At 65.1% G+C, this 13479-nt stretch carries 10 protein-coding genes, 1 tRNA gene and 1 pseudogene; 7 read left to right on the forward strand and 5 right to left on the reverse strand.

The genetic code is table 11. The annotated features are described in order from the left end of the window. Positions 1–104: 104 nt before the first annotated feature. From IPP91_02850 to IPP91_02860, 3 genes are read left to right on the forward strand one after another with little or no spacing between them, the layout of a single operon-like run. Positions 105–446, forward strand: a complete 342-nt coding sequence (locus IPP91_02850; GenBank protein MBL0141014.1) for a YkgJ family cysteine cluster protein — start codon at positions 105–107, stop codon at positions 444–446. 20 nt (positions 447–466) lie between these two features. Then, a complete protein-coding gene (locus tag IPP91_02855) occupies positions 467–1498 on the forward strand; it encodes an RNA methyltransferase (GenBank protein ID MBL0141015.1) in 1032 nt (343 codons plus the stop codon). Positions 1499–1557: 59 nt separating this feature from the next. Next, on the forward strand, positions 1558–2391 hold the full coding sequence (locus IPP91_02860) for an OmpA family protein (protein ID MBL0141016.1): 834 nt from the start codon (positions 1558–1560) through the stop codon (positions 2389–2391). 22 nt (positions 2392–2413) lie between these two features. Here IPP91_02860 and IPP91_02865 read toward each other — a convergent pair whose 3' ends face one another. Continuing rightward, entirely contained in the window at positions 2414–3394 is a 981-nt protein-coding gene (locus IPP91_02865) for a putative sulfate exporter family transporter (GenBank protein MBL0141017.1), read from the reverse strand. A gap of 286 nt (positions 3395–3680) precedes the next feature. On the opposite strand from IPP91_02865, the gene IPP91_02870 reads away from it, so the two are divergent. After that, positions 3681–3917, forward strand: coding sequence for a hypothetical protein (locus tag IPP91_02870; GenBank protein MBL0141018.1), 237 nt, complete (start codon positions 3681–3683; stop codon positions 3915–3917). 4 nt (positions 3918–3921) lie between these two features. Further along, positions 3922–4659, forward strand: coding sequence for a hypothetical protein (locus IPP91_02875; protein ID MBL0141019.1), 738 nt, complete (start codon positions 3922–3924; stop codon positions 4657–4659). Between the two features lie 57 nt (positions 4660–4716). Here IPP91_02875 and IPP91_02880 read toward each other — a convergent pair whose 3' ends face one another. Both IPP91_02880 and IPP91_02885 read right to left on the reverse strand, forming a co-directional pair. After that, complete coding sequence (locus IPP91_02880) at positions 4717–5874, reverse strand: class I SAM-dependent methyltransferase (GenBank protein MBL0141020.1); 1158 nt, start codon at positions 5872–5874, stop codon at positions 4717–4719. Between the two features lies 1 nt (position 5875). Next, positions 5876–6223: a nucleotide pyrophosphohydrolase gene (locus IPP91_02885; GenBank protein ID MBL0141021.1), complete on the reverse strand. Its 348-nt coding sequence runs from the start codon at positions 6221–6223 to the stop codon at positions 5876–5878. 214 nt (positions 6224–6437) lie between these two features. Between IPP91_02885 and IPP91_02890 the strand changes: the two genes are divergently transcribed. Next, positions 6438–8156: a hypothetical protein gene (locus tag IPP91_02890; GenBank protein ID MBL0141022.1), complete on the forward strand. Its 1719-nt coding sequence runs from the start codon at positions 6438–6440 to the stop codon at positions 8154–8156. Positions 8157–8266: 110 nt separating this feature from the next. Here IPP91_02890 and IPP91_02895 read toward each other — a convergent pair. Beyond that, positions 8267–8340, reverse strand: a tRNA-Cys gene (locus IPP91_02895). Between the two features lie 268 nt (positions 8341–8608). Here IPP91_02895 and IPP91_02900 point away from each other — a divergent pair. Continuing rightward, entirely contained in the window at positions 8609–12460 is a 3852-nt protein-coding gene (locus IPP91_02900) for a hypothetical protein (GenBank protein ID MBL0141023.1), read from the forward strand. On the opposite strand, the pseudogene IPP91_02905 reads toward IPP91_02900, so the two are convergent. Then, positions 12409–13346 (reverse strand): annotated as a pseudogene (locus IPP91_02905) (IS481 family transposase). The gene IPP91_02900 and the pseudogene IPP91_02905 sit on opposite strands and share 52 nt — an antisense overlap. Positions 13347–13479: the final 133 nt, after the last annotated feature.

The raw sequence follows: 13479 nt of genomic DNA on the forward strand, positions 1-13479 counted from the left end.
TCGGCACCGCTCCGGGTTACGCCCCAGTGTAGTCCGACTCCGGCAAGGCGCCCGGCGCCGTCCAGCTGTGAAGCTGCTTCCGCCCCCGTGGGACAATGCTGTCCATGAACGCGGAAGACGACTGTGTCGACACGGACGAGGGACCGGCCGTCTCGTGCGCCACCTGCAAGGCGTGCTGCTGCCGGCTGGAAGTCCTGCTGATGGGCGAGGACGACATCCCGGCCGAATTGACCCTCCAGGATCCGTGGGGCGGATGGGTGATGCGCCGCCTCGATGACGGCTGGTGCGCGGCCCTGGATCGAAGCACGATGCTGTGCACGATCTACGAGCGCCGGCCGGTCATATGCCGCGATTTCCGGACGGGCGAAAGCGAGTGCATCGAGGAACGGCTCCAGCTTGTCGCTTCGCCATCCCGGGTACGCGCAGGACTCGTGGTCCCGCCGTGACGGATCCCGCGTCGGCCGATATGCGCGTCGAACAGGTTCGGGATCGTTTGCGTGCCCTGGGCGCCAAGCCCTGCCATGAGCGCCTCGTGCTCCGCGCCTGGACGCAGTCGGCTCCCCTGGACAGCGGCCCGCGCCCGGCCGAGGACTTCCTTCCCCGCCAACTTCGCGACGCCCTGCCCGCCCTCGCAGCCGAATTGCGTGGACTCGCACGCCTGCGATCCGAGCACGCCGGCAAGGACGGTTCCGCGCGAATGCTGGTCGGCTTGGCCGACGGCCAGACGATCGAGTGCGTTCTGCTGCCTCGAGACGGCCTGTGCGTCTCCACGCAGGTAGGCTGCGCCGTCGGCTGCGTCTTCTGCATGACCGGGCGCGAAGGCCTCCTGCGCCAGATCGGCAGCGCGGAAATCGTTGCCCAGGTGGCGCTTGCCCGAACGCTGCGCCCCGTGAAGAAGGTCGTGTTCATGGGCATGGGCGAGCCGGCCCACAACCTGGACAACGTCCTGGACGCCATCGAGCTGCTCGGAACGGAGGGCGCGATCGGCCACAAGAACCTGGTCTTCTCGACCGTCGGAGACTTGCGCGTGTTCGAGCGGTTGCCGCTGGGGCGCGTCAAGCCGGCGCTGGCCCTTTCGCTGCATTCGACCCGCGCCGGGCTGCGTGCGAAGCTGCTTCCACGCGCGCCGCGCATCGACCCCGCCGAACTCGTGGAACGGGGGGAGCACTACGCGCGGGCGACGCGCTATCCCATCCAGTACCAATGGACGATGCTCGAAGGCATCAACGATGGCGACGACGAACTCGATGGCATCGTCCGGTTGCTCGCCGGCAAGTACGCCGTCATGAACTTCATCCACTACAACCCGGTTCCGGGACTCGCCTTCAGGCGCCCCTTGCGGGGGCGCGCGCTAACGATGGCGCGCTACCTGAACGAGCGCGGCATCCTCGCCAAGCTGCGCGATTCCGCCGGCCAGGACGTGGAAGGCGGCTGCGGGCAACTGCGTTCGCGCGCCAAATCGCAATTCCTGAATCTCGATCAAATCGCCGCCTCCTGAAGGGTGCAGCATCGACAGGGAGCATCACGCTCCCAGTATCCCGATCACGAGGAACCATCATGAACAAGACTTTCGTCCGAACGCTCATCGTCCTGACGCTGTGCATCGCCTCGACCGCCTTCGCCAAGCCCGACAAGCGCGGCTGCACCGACCACCCGCTCTTTCCCACCCGCATGCCGGAGTACTACATCGTCGACTGCCAGACGAGGGAATTCGACGGCTACGACTTCTTCACCGCGAAGCCACCGAAGCTCCACCAGGAAGGCAGGTTCACCTACATCGCCTACCTCATCGAGAACCGGAAGAACGAGCAGAGCGGCCTCGCGATGGTGCGCAATTACGAGAACGCGATCACGAAGATCGGCGGCACCATCGCCGCGAGCGATCCGAACCGCTGGGTCAACGGCAAGGTCGTCGTCGACGGCAAGGAGGTCTGGGTTCAGGCCGAAAAGGGCAACGGTGCGATCTGGCTGCGCATCATCGAGAAGCAGCAGATGCAGCAGCACATCGTCGCCGACGCGGCATCCTTCGCCAACGACCTGAAGGCGACGGGGCACGTCGTGGTGCAGGGCATCTTCTTCGACACCGGCAAGTCGGTGGTGAAGCCCGAGTCGAAGCCGGCGCTGGACGAGGTCGCGAAGCTGCTCAAGGCCGATGCCACCCTCAAGCTCTGGGTCGTCGGGCACACCGACTCGGTCGGCAAGGTCGAGGACAACATGCGGCTCGCCCAGGCGCGCGCCGAAGCCGTCGCCGCAGAACTCGTCTCGGCGCACGCAATCGCCGCGGCGCGGCTCAAGGGCTATGGCGTCGGGCCGCTCGCGCCGGTGGCAGGCAACGATGCCGAGGAAGGCCGGGCGAAGAACCGCCGGGTCGAACTCGTGAAGCAGCCTTGAACTGCCTGGCGGGCGACCCCTGTCAGGCGACAGCGACGAACACCATGGCGCCGAGGACGACGGTTTCGCCCATCACCAGCATCGCCGCCTTCAACCCCACGCCGGCAAGAGCCCGAAGCGACGTCTTCATCCCGATGGCCGCCAAGGCAATGACCAGAAGCCAGCGCGACGCGTTGTTGCCCGCGTCGACCACCGCCGCGGGTACCCAACCCACGCTGCCGAGCAAGACGAGGATGGCGAACACCACCGCGAACCAGGGCAGCACCGGTGCCGATCCTCCGACCCGACGACCGCGCACGTGCAACACCATGCCGATCACGATGCAGACCGGAAGCAGCGTGGCCACGCGAAGCAGCTTCACGATGGTGGCCGTGTTGCCCGCCTGTTCCGATACAGAATAGCCGGCACCCACGACCTGGGCCACGTCGTGGATGGTCCCGCCCAGGAAGATGCCGGCGGTGCGGTCGTCGAAGCCTGCGATGACAGCCAGGACCGGGTACAGGAACATCGCGACCGTGGAAAGCGCCGTCACCGCGATGATGACGAAGCTCGCATCGCGCTCCGAATCGGCGTCCTTGGGCAGGACCGAAGCGATCGCGAGCGCCGCCGAGGCGCCGCAAATCGCCACGGCGCCGCCGCTCAGCACGCCGAAGCGCTCGCCGAGCCGAAGCCACTGCGAAGCCAGGATCCCCACCCCGATCGTGAGGCAGATTCCGGCGATGACCATCGCGACCGTGGACCAGCCGAGGGATGCGATCTCCCCTACCGTGATGCGCAGGCCGAGCAGGGCCACCCCGGCACGCAGCAGCCCCCGGGACGCCAGGTCGATACCGACGCGGCAGCGTTCGTCCTGCGACAGGAAATTGAGGGCCATGCCGAGTAACAGCGCGAACAGCAGGGCGCTCACGTTCGTGCGTAGCGAAAGAAAGGTGGCGGCGATTCCGACGACGGCAGCCACCATCAGACCGGGACGCGCCTCGTTCAGGCGGCCGACCATGTCCATGGGAAGCCTTGCCAAGGCTGGCCCGCCAAGCGCCATTGTGCTGGATTGATCCATTACGTCTCCGTCTGCCTGCATTGGCCTTCTACGCCCGGATCGCGGCATCGAACGGGAGGGATGCACGCTGATTCGCGTAGGTGGCCAAGGGTATGCGGCCGGCGGAAACCCTTGCTGTGTTCTCCGTCACAACTGGAGCGACCATCGGGCGTCGCCTCTCTTACATTGGTAGTCGGGGCTACCGCCCTGCCGTTTGCGGTATTCTCGCGATCGCTTCCGCTCCGCCCCAGCCATGGACCTTCGCGACCAGATCATCAAGGAGGCGCTCGACAAGACGGTCGGCCCCTACCAGCCGGAAAAAAAACTTCGACCCCGGCTCGCCCGCGTCGCGACCATCGCCGTCCTGGCGGTCGCCGCTGCGCTGGGAGTCGTGATCATCCTGAATCGGCCCGCCTCCAAGCTCCACCCGTCAGGCAACGACCGCAATCCCGTAACCGTGAACCTGCTGCCCGCACCCGAGAAGCGCTGAACCCATGTCGAAAAATCTCGTCGCCTTCGCACTGCTGCTCGCGCTGCTCCCCGACACCTCATGGGCCCAGGTCGTCGCGAAGCTGGTCGGCCGGTACCAGATGGAGGTCCAGGGAGGCGATATCCTCGAGCTGAGAGCCGACGGCACTGCCTGGCTGGCGGGTGACGAGATGAAATGGTCGGTCAAGGGTAACCAGCTCGTCGTCGGAACGGATGTCATGGCCTACAGCCTGCAGGGGGACCGCCTGATGCTGACGTTCGGCGCCATCCAGCTGGCCTGGAAGAGGATCGGCGGCGCCGGCAAGGTACCCTCGGCCATGCAAAGCGCCGCGAACAAGGCGAAGCCCCAGCAGCCCTCCGCAGCGCCTGCGCCGGCCGCCACCGCAGCCAACGGCAATGCGCAGGACGACCAGGCACGGCAGGTGCTGACCAACAACGCGTGGTGCTCGTTCACCTACAACAAGACGAGTGGAACCTCGACCACCCGCAAGGTCGTCTTCCGTCCCGACGGGCTGATGACGGTCAACGGCGGTGCGGAATCCTACAGTTCCGGCTACGGCGGCACCTACGCCGGGCAGTCGAGGACCGGCAGCGCGATGCGCTGGCGGCTCGAGAATCTGCGTGTGTTCGTGGACCAGGGCAACGGGGGCGGCTTCCAGGACATCGGGCTGACCGCGAACAGGAACTCGAACGGCTCGCTGATCCTCAGCGCCGGCGGGCGCGAATACTCGATGTGCAACTGACCTGCGCAATCGCTGCGGTCCCGCAGCTATTGCGCGGACCGGGAACAACGCCCCCAGTCAGCGCAGGGAAAGACGCCAGAGCGACGTCACCTCGGCAGCGCGCGCCGCGTGGAGCGGGTCCGCCTCATCGGACACCTTGGGATGCTTCGGCCGCGCATCGATCCGGTCCGCGACCTTCAGCCCCGCATCATCGAACCACCCGAGCAGCTCCGGCCGTGATCGCAGGCCCAGGTGCTCCGCAAGATCCGACAGGATGAGCCAGCCCTCGCCCGCAGGCTCGAGATGCGCGGGCAGTCCACGCAGGAATCCCCGCAGCATGCCGCTCTCGGGATCGTAGATCCCGCGTTCGATGGGAGAGCTCGGCCGCGCCGGCACCCAGGGCGGATTGCAGACCACCAGCCCGGCCCGCCCTTCCGGAAAGAGATCCGCCTGCACGACCTCGACCTGCGCCGCCAGTTCCAGGCGAGCGAGGTTCTCGCGAGCGCACGCCAGCGCGCGCGGATCCTGGTCGGTCGCGATCACCCGCGTGAAGCCGCGCCGCGCGAGCACGGCCGCCAGCACGCCTGTCCCGGTGCCGATGTCGAAGGCCACGCCGGACGACGAATCCGAAGCCGGCAGGCGCGCCTTGGCAACGAGATCCACGTACTCGCGGCGTATGGGCGCGAACACCCCGTAATGCGGGTGGATCCTGCCGCCGATAGCCGGGACATCGATTCCCCGGGTGCGCCATTCGTGCGCGCCGATGAGGCCCAGCAACTCGCGCAGCGATGCGACCGAGGGTCCCTCGGGCGGGCCCCACGCCTCCAGGCACGCCTGCCGCATGTCCGGCGCGCGCCGCAACGCAATGCCGTATCCCTCATCGATTGGCACCAGCAGCCTGCCCAGCGTGCGGGCGCGCTGCGATTGCGCCTGGCGATGCCGATGGAAGGCCTGAGCGGCCGATGCGGACTCCGGCGAGGCGTGCGCATCCTTCGACTTTCGCGGCCGGCGGTCCGCGCGGCTCGCGAGCGCCACCAGCATCTGGCGCGCGTTCTGGAAGTCGCTGCGCCACAGGAGAGCCGTGCCCTGGCACGCGAGGCCGTACGCCTCATCGGCCGTTATCCGGTCATCGACGACGACCACGCGCGCCGGGGGCGGCGCCCCGCTCTCCGAGCGCCAGCGCGCGCAGCGTGCCTCGCCGTCCTCGGTCCACTCAACGGTCGGCTGCGCGTCCAAGTCAGAGTTCGGTGTATTTCCTGCTGCTTCCGTGCGCCTTGTCCACGGGATATCTCCTGGCGTTCTTCAGGAGCTTCTCCCTGGCAGCGGCCATCGGATCGATGCCCAGCTTGTCGCTCAGCCGCACCAGGTACAGGAGTACGTCGGCAATCTCCTCGCCCGCCGCGGCAAGCGCCTCGGGCGCAAGACTTTGGCTCTGCTCTTCGGTGAGCCACTGGAAATGCTCCAGCAATTCACCCGCTTCTCCCGACAACGCCATCGCCAGGTTCTTGGGCGAATGAAACTGGTCCCAATCGCGCTCGACGGCGAAGGTCCTCAGTTGCTCACGCAAGTTGTCGAGATCGGTCATGTTGCCGCTCCAGGGGAGTCAAGGGCACCGAGAGTGCGGCCTGCAGTATTTGGGGCATGGCCGCCGGAGTCAATCCGGTTGGCGCGGGATTGCCGCAAGCATGGGGTTTCGAACCGGCGTATTCTGGATTCGACGCCGCTGCCGGCGGCGCCATGCAAGCGTCGAAGCCCACAGTGGAGCGGGCTAACCGGCTTCCAATTTCAAGGAGGCGTTCATGTCGAGTCGAAGCAATCCTTCCAGGCAGGTGCTGCGCCTGGCCGGGGTGATTCTCGGCGCCATGCTTTCGCTGCAGGCCCTGTCGCAGGCGGGGACGGAAATGCGCGTCACCGTCACCCTCAACGATCACACCTTCCTCGACAGCCCGATAGCCGGAGGCATTGCCCTGACTTGCAAGGGCACGCCCACGTGCGTGGCGGACACCACCTACCTGGACTTCACCCCGTACTTCGCGGGCCTGTGCTCCAACGCCCTGGTTGGCACGTTCAACGGCTCGATGACCGGGCTGAATCTCGCCCAATCCGGGGCAATACAGGGGCAGATGAACCTGCTGGGCTCGACCCCGACCCCGAATGCGGACGGTACCTGCTCGCTCACGCCCACGGACATCACCTACTTCTACACCGGGACCTGGGACCTCGGCAGCAGGACCGGCACGCTCTCGATCAACAGGACCGAGTGCGTATCCCAGGGGATTTCGCTTTGCACCGGAGCCAACACGCCCCCATTCACGGGTTCGCTCAAGGCCGACGCGATTCCGCCGCCGGTCTTTCCGATGACCGTGCGATCGGAAATCAATGCGGTATCCGCCACCGCGTCCGCGGACATCGAGTTCCGGCCGCAGGATGTGGGAACGAACGGCAGCGTCTTCGTCTTCGCCCTGGCGCCCGCCACGCTGGTGAAGGGCGGCGAGGATCCCAAGGCGATGCGCTTCGGATTCGCCAAGGACGCGAGGAAGGTCGATACACCCATCGCCTGCGTGCTCGCGCAGCTCTCGCAGTCGGGGCAGATGACCGCGGTCACTTCCTCCCAGCTCCAGGCCTACGTGACGGGCGTCCTGTCGGCACAGGGGGCCTCGGTCGCGATCCTGACCGGCGTCCCGACGAGCAGCGTGGCCGGGGCGACGTTCTTCGTGGGCTACGGCTCCAGCGGATCCTCGATGATCAACACCGGCATCAATCGCGGGGCGGTCACCGTACCGGCCGCGGTCCAGTGCCAGCCGGGCCCGCCACAGACGGGCTGGTGGTGGAATCCCCAGGAAGACGGGCGCGGCTTTTCGCTCGAGGTGCGCGGCAACAACATCTTCTTCGCCGGTTTTCTCTACGACGTCTCGGGACGTTCGACCTGGTACGTCTCCACCGGCGCGGTGTCGCTCGACGGGTCCTACTACACCGGGGACCTGCTGAGCGCGAGTGGCGGGCAGACGCTGGGCGGAGCCTACCCGGGGTTCCCCGCACTCAGGAGCGTCGGCCCCATCACGCTCACCTTCCACTCGGCAAGCCAGGGCACGTTGGTATGGCCAGGCGGCACGGTGCCGATCCAGCGATTCAACATCGTCCCCAACGGGCTGAACCTTCCTCCCGCTGCGGGGCAACCCGAGAGCGGATGGTGGTGGAACGAGGAGGAATCCGGACGCGGGTTTTTCCTCGAATGGCAGGGGGGAACGCTCGACATCGCCGGCTACATGTATGACGACCCCGGCAACTCCGTGTGGTATCTCACGGTCGGGGCGATCGGCGGGACGCCCACGGCCAGGTCCTTCCAGGGCAACTGGTGGAGCTATGGCAATGGCCAGACCCTCACCGGGGCGTGGAAGCCCAATACGCGCCTGAGCACCAACGTCGCCCCCGTGACGATCCAGTTCAGCAGTACCGAAACCGCGGTCATGACGCTGCCCAACGGGCGCACCACGAATCTCAAACGGCATCGGTTCTAGCGCCTGCCTGGGGAGGTCGTCCCCGGCGATGCCGGAGTCCGCTCGCGCAAGGAACCCTCGCCATCGTCGCGGGTGTTTCCCTTGGCGCAGGGGCGATCCGGAAGAAACCTTGGAGGCGCGGGCCGGAATCGAACCGACGTAGACGGATTTGCAATCCGCTGCATAACCACTTTGCTACCGCGCCTGAACGCTTGAAACGAAGCGGGGGGAGGATAGACCTCCCCCCGAAGGGAAAATGGAGCGGCAGAAGAGTCTCGAACTCTCGACCTCAACCTTGGCAAGGCCGGTCCCCCACCGCGCAACCACTGACAACCCCCAAATTATACAATAGATTGTTGTCCGGCGTAGCGCTCCGAAGCATCTCACCTGAACCGCAGCAGGGCGTAGCCAGTCTGCGCATCTCACTTGCTCGCGCTGGGCGCCCGAAAGAACAAAGCCAACAAGCCTAAATCGTGCCGCGCGACTACATTCCCCTAGATCGCACCTTCTATCCCGTTCAGGAAGGCGAGCGCACCGTCGCTATCTGGTTCTCACTCGCCGGTCGGGGCGAGTTACGTTGGGAAGATTTGCTGCGGTACTGGCGCGTCGTGATTCTGGCGGAAGGCGGAAGCGGTAAGACGGCCGAGCTCGAGCACGCGGCCCGCGCTCAGATCGCCGACGGGCGCCAAGCCTTCTTCGGTCGCCTGGTAACCGTGGCCAATAGGGGCCTGCCGGAAGGACTCGAGATCGGCCGGGACACCTTCGCCACGTGGAAGGCCTCCGGGGAGCCCGCTTGGCTCTTCTTGGATTCGGTAGATGAAGCTAAGGGGGAAGGCGTGAGAGTAGGCGACGCGTTCCGCGCCGTGGCCTCGGGGATCGAAGGGGCCGCCTCCCGCATCCATATCGTGATCTCGGGACGCTTTACGGACTGGGAACCGCAAGGCGATCTCGCCCTCTTCAAGCGCGACCTCACTTGGTCCGCTGCAGCCACCGATGAAATCTCCGAGGATCCGGACAAGCTGCTCTTGGAGATCGTGAACGGCGAAGCCCGCCGACAGCGCTTTGCCCCGCACCGGAAGGTCGACGACACCCATGAGGCGCTGGTGGTCGGCCTCTCCCCAATGAGCCCTACCCAGGTCAATGCATATGCACATGCCAGAGGCGTTCATGACGTCGCTGCGTTCGTGGAGGCGGTGGACGCAGGGAACCTCAGCACGTTCGTGCGTCGACCAATGGACTTGGACTGGCTGGTTACCTATTGGAACCGAGAAGGTCGATTTGAACGGTTGGAAACCATGCTCGAGGCCAACCTGCTGCAGCGACTTAAGGAACCTGATACCCATCGTCGCCGCGGCGAGCGCTTTAGCAAAGAATCGGGAATGCGTGCGCTCGAACGGATCGGCGCCGCGCTGGTATTGGGACGAGTTGACGAGATCGCGATACCCGATTCCGAGGCAAGCGAGCCTCAAAGCGACAAGGCCCTCGCACTGGACCAGATTCTTCCGGACTGGAACAATGCTCAGCAGATCGAGCTGCTGAATCGCCCGGTGTTCGACCCCGCTCGTGAAGGCCGTGTTCGCCTTCATAACGACAATGGCGGCGAAGTTCGAGCCTACCTCGCTGCGCGGTGGCTGCGCCGACTCCTTGCACAAGGCGAAGGCCACCTCTCGGTAGCCGCGTTGAAGCGACTCCTGTTCGCCACCTCTTATGACGTCGAGCTAGTAAAACCCTCGATGCGGGCCACGGCGGCCTGGCTCTCGCTCTGGGTACCGGCGGTCTGTGAGTTCGTCTTGGCCGTGGATCCTCGACTTCTCATGGACGCGGGAGACGCGGCCGGCCTTCCACGAACGGCGCGCGAACAGGCGCTTGAGCGCTGGACCGAGGAAGCCAAAAGCGCGCAATTCATTGGCATGCCAGATCGCCGTGCTCTCGCCCGATTCGCGCAGCCCGATCTGGCGACCAAGGTACGCGCTTTGTGGAAGCTCCACGGGAAACAACCCGACGCGCGCTCGTTCCTTCTCTTTACGATCCAAGCGGGGCGACTCGTCGATTGCGCTGATCTCGCTGAAGCAGCCGCCACCGGCAGTGGGATGGACAGTGAGAGCCGTACCCATGGCACGCTTGCTCTCCTTGATGTGGGGAATCCCGACGCCCTCACGCGCCTCGCGCGCCATGTTCACGCAAACGCGGGCGGAGACTCTGCGAGCATCGTGTGGCGGGTAGTCGAAGCGCTCTATCCCCGCCACATCACCGACGACGAACTGCTGGACATCATGCGGGCCACGTACAAGACCGCCACGCGCCACATCGAGCGCTTCGAGTATGTAGCACCCACGCTCGCGAAAAATCTCGATCGACCCGACCGCGTGGAGCACGTTCTCAAAGGCACTCTTAACCTGGCGCAGCTCCATCGGCCGGGGAGGAATGAACGCCGCAGTCAAGAGAACCGCGACCGCTTCTTGCCCACGATCGAAGCGTTCGGAGAGCGCTTGTTGGAACTCACCCCGACAACGCAGGCACCAGCAGCCGCCATCGATGCTGCGATCGACGCCAAGCACGAGCGACGCTACCGACCACTCCCGAGTCGCGAAGAGAACGACCTGTATGCGCTCTTGAATGCGACGCCCGAACGACGAGCAGCGTCGCTTTGGCACGCCGCCGCCAAGTTCCCCTCCAACTCGCGCGGCGACATCGATGACATCTTCACTTTGCAATATCTCGGCTTCGCGCCCGATCTGGTGGCCGAGGATGCTACGTGGCTGCTCGAAGCCGCGCGCTCGCGACCGTTGCCGAAGGATCGACGGCTAGCCGCCAACGCGGTTCTGCGCCTATCGGTTGTAGACGGAAAGCCCACTGGACCACTACTTGATGCGCTCAAGCAGATCGGGGACGGCGATGCGGCCGTGTCCGAGGTGGTGAAGGTGTGGACCACGCCGCGCACGCCCACGGCGGACGACATCGAGCATGCGCGTGTGATGGAAGAGCTCGAGCAGCGCAACGCCCGTGACCGCAAGGCCCTGAATGATAGGTGGCTCAACTTCGCCGCCAGGATACGCGCTGACCCGTCATCTATTCGGACACCGGCCTCAGCGAAACCAGGGAGCATGTCAGGCGCCCTATATGACTGCCATCAATTGCTTTCCCTATTGGCGCATGAGGACAATCGCTACGGCATCTCTTCCGTCGATCCTCTGCGCTCCATTTTGGGTGACGCCGCAGCCGAGGTCACGAAGCAAGCGCTGATTGCGTATTGGCGCACCTGGCAACCCGCCATACGTTCCGAGACGCCTGAGATGCATTTGCACGCCATGTCTCACGGTGACCGCCTCGGGCTGGCCGGGGTATCGATCGAAGCGGCCTCGTCGCCCGCGTGGGCTCGTACGCTGACGCGTGCGGAGGCCGCGACCGCAACGCGTTACGCCCTACTCGAGTTGAACGGTTTCGCCGATTGGATAGAGGACGTCGCGCAATCGCATCCGGCTGTCGTTGCCGACATCCTAGCGCGTGCCTTGCGCGAGGAACTGTCACCGAACTACAAGGGCGAGCGAGATATCCTCCGAAAACTCACCAGCACGTCGCCAGCGATTTTGGCGCTTGTCCGACCGACGCTTATCGATGCGGTCGATCGACGGGGTGATCTCGCGGACGTCGTCCTCGCGCTCGCTCTGGAATGCCTGATCCGCGCGGGCGAGTTCAAGGGTCTCGAAGGGACGCTGAAGAAGAAGGTTCGCAGCGCGAAGGGTGTCTCGGCCCAGGCGGCGTACCTGGCCGCGATGTTTCGGATCGCGCCCGCCTCGGCCACCGGCACGCTTGAGTTGACCTTGAAGCGCCTGCCCGCCCCCCGTCGAGCTCCCCTGGTCCAAGCTGTACTTCCGAGCATGTTTGGCGACGAGATGCGGGGGAGATCCGCCTTAAACTTCGACACGATCCCAGCCGAAGCCTTGGAGGATATGGTCCGGCTAGCCTTTGCTCACGTGAGAGTCGGCGACAACCTGGAGGACCTGGGCGTGTATTCGCGGACTCAACGCGACGATGCTGAGAGCGTTCGTAACCGACTCCTCAACTTGCTCGTAAACCGTCCTGGGCCCTATACGTTCTACGCAGTCGGGCGCCTGCAGCGTGAACCCAATCACCTCGGCGTGCCCATGGCCAACCTGGCTTCCATGGCCTATACGCGGGCCGCGATGGACGCCGAAAGGTCGCGCTGGCCTCCGAATCACGTATACCAGTTCGAGCGTGATGCCATGATGTGTCCGCGGACTAGTTGTGGTTTCTACGACCGTTGTTCACGAACTTGCGGCCGTCGGCTGATGGGTGGGAGGTAATTGAGGCTAGCATGTGGTCGCTCCTGATTGTAGAAGGCAAGCCATCGGGCGAGGTGCTGCGTGCGGATAGCGCTGGTGAGGTATGCGCGTCCGTAGGCCCATTCCCTGAGCATGGTCTGGATGAAGCGCTCTGCCTTGCCGTTGGTTTGCGGGGTGTAGGGCTTGGTACGCAGATGTCGCAGCTCCAACGTGTGGCAGGCATCACGGAATCGATGGGATCGGTAGCCTGTGCCGTTATCGGTGAGCAATCTCTTGATCGTGATTCCCTGCTTGGCATACCAGCTCGTGGCGCGATGCAGGAAGGCTGCGCATGTGTCCCCCTTTTCGTCGGGCAGGACTTCGGCGTATGCAATCCGGGAATGGTCATCGATGGCAACGTGGACGAACTCCCACCCCGCGCCGTAGCTCTTGCTGGTGCGGTTGCCGGTGACGCGATGACCCGGACTGCGGAATCTGGCGAGTTTCTTGATGTCCAGGTGAAGCAGATCGCCAGGCCGGCGTCGTTCATAGCGACAGGGCGGCCGTACAGGCTCGAGGGCGTGCTGTGGGCCCAGACCTCGGCGTGCCAGTACCGCGCTGACGGTCGAGCGCGCAAGCCCCAGTTGCTCTCCGATGGCTCGTGCGGGCTGACGGAAGTGCCGGAAGTACTCAACAAGTTCGGCCCAGTCGTCCGGCAGCGCGTGTGGCTGCCGATGCGCTCTCGACGAGCGGTCGCGAAGACTGGCCAACCCATCGTCTCGGAAGCGCCTGAGCCACTTGTACGCCGTACGCGGGCTGATACCGGCGGCGTGCGCCGCCTCGCAACACTCCAGCCCGCCTCCAGAATGCGGCGGACAAGCAACTCTCGACTGGCCGGTGTGGTGCGGGCATTCTCATGGATGTTCATCCGGGCTTCTCCCTTGATGTTGGTCGGCTCGCACCAACCAGCTTCTCGGGTTTAGCTCGGATGAACAACCTTCATAGAAATCACAACTAGTCAGGATCTGCAAGCAGTCGCCATCGGCGCCCTCGCGGACCTC

Source organism: Betaproteobacteria bacterium, assembly GCA_016720855.1.
Classification (GTDB): domain Bacteria; phylum Pseudomonadota; class Gammaproteobacteria; order Burkholderiales; family Usitatibacteraceae; genus FEB-7.

Bases quoted from the DNA above. Each gene is read 5' to 3' on its own strand.
- IPP91_02870 (MBL0141018.1), top strand. From the start codon at position 3,681: ATGGACCTTCGCGACCAGATCATCAAGGAGGCGCTCGACAAGACGGTC.
- IPP91_02890 (MBL0141022.1), top strand. From the start codon at position 6,438: ATGTCGAGTCGAAGCAATCCTTCCAGGCAGGTGCTGCGCCTGGCCGGG.
- IPP91_02865 (MBL0141017.1), bottom strand. From the start codon at position 3,394: ATGGACATGGTCGGCCGCCTGAACGAGGCGCGTCCCGGTCTGATGGTG.
- IPP91_02855 (MBL0141015.1), top strand. From the start codon at position 467: ATGCGCGTCGAACAGGTTCGGGATCGTTTGCGTGCCCTGGGCGCCAAG.
- IPP91_02885 (MBL0141021.1), bottom strand. From the start codon at position 6,223: ATGACCGATCTCGACAACTTGCGTGAGCAACTGAGGACCTTCGCCGTC.
- IPP91_02875 (MBL0141019.1), top strand. From the start codon at position 3,922: ATGTCGAAAAATCTCGTCGCCTTCGCACTGCTGCTCGCGCTGCTCCCC.
- IPP91_02860 (MBL0141016.1), top strand. From the start codon at position 1,558: ATGAACAAGACTTTCGTCCGAACGCTCATCGTCCTGACGCTGTGCATC.
- IPP91_02850 (MBL0141014.1), top strand. From the start codon at position 105: ATGAACGCGGAAGACGACTGTGTCGACACGGACGAGGGACCGGCCGTC.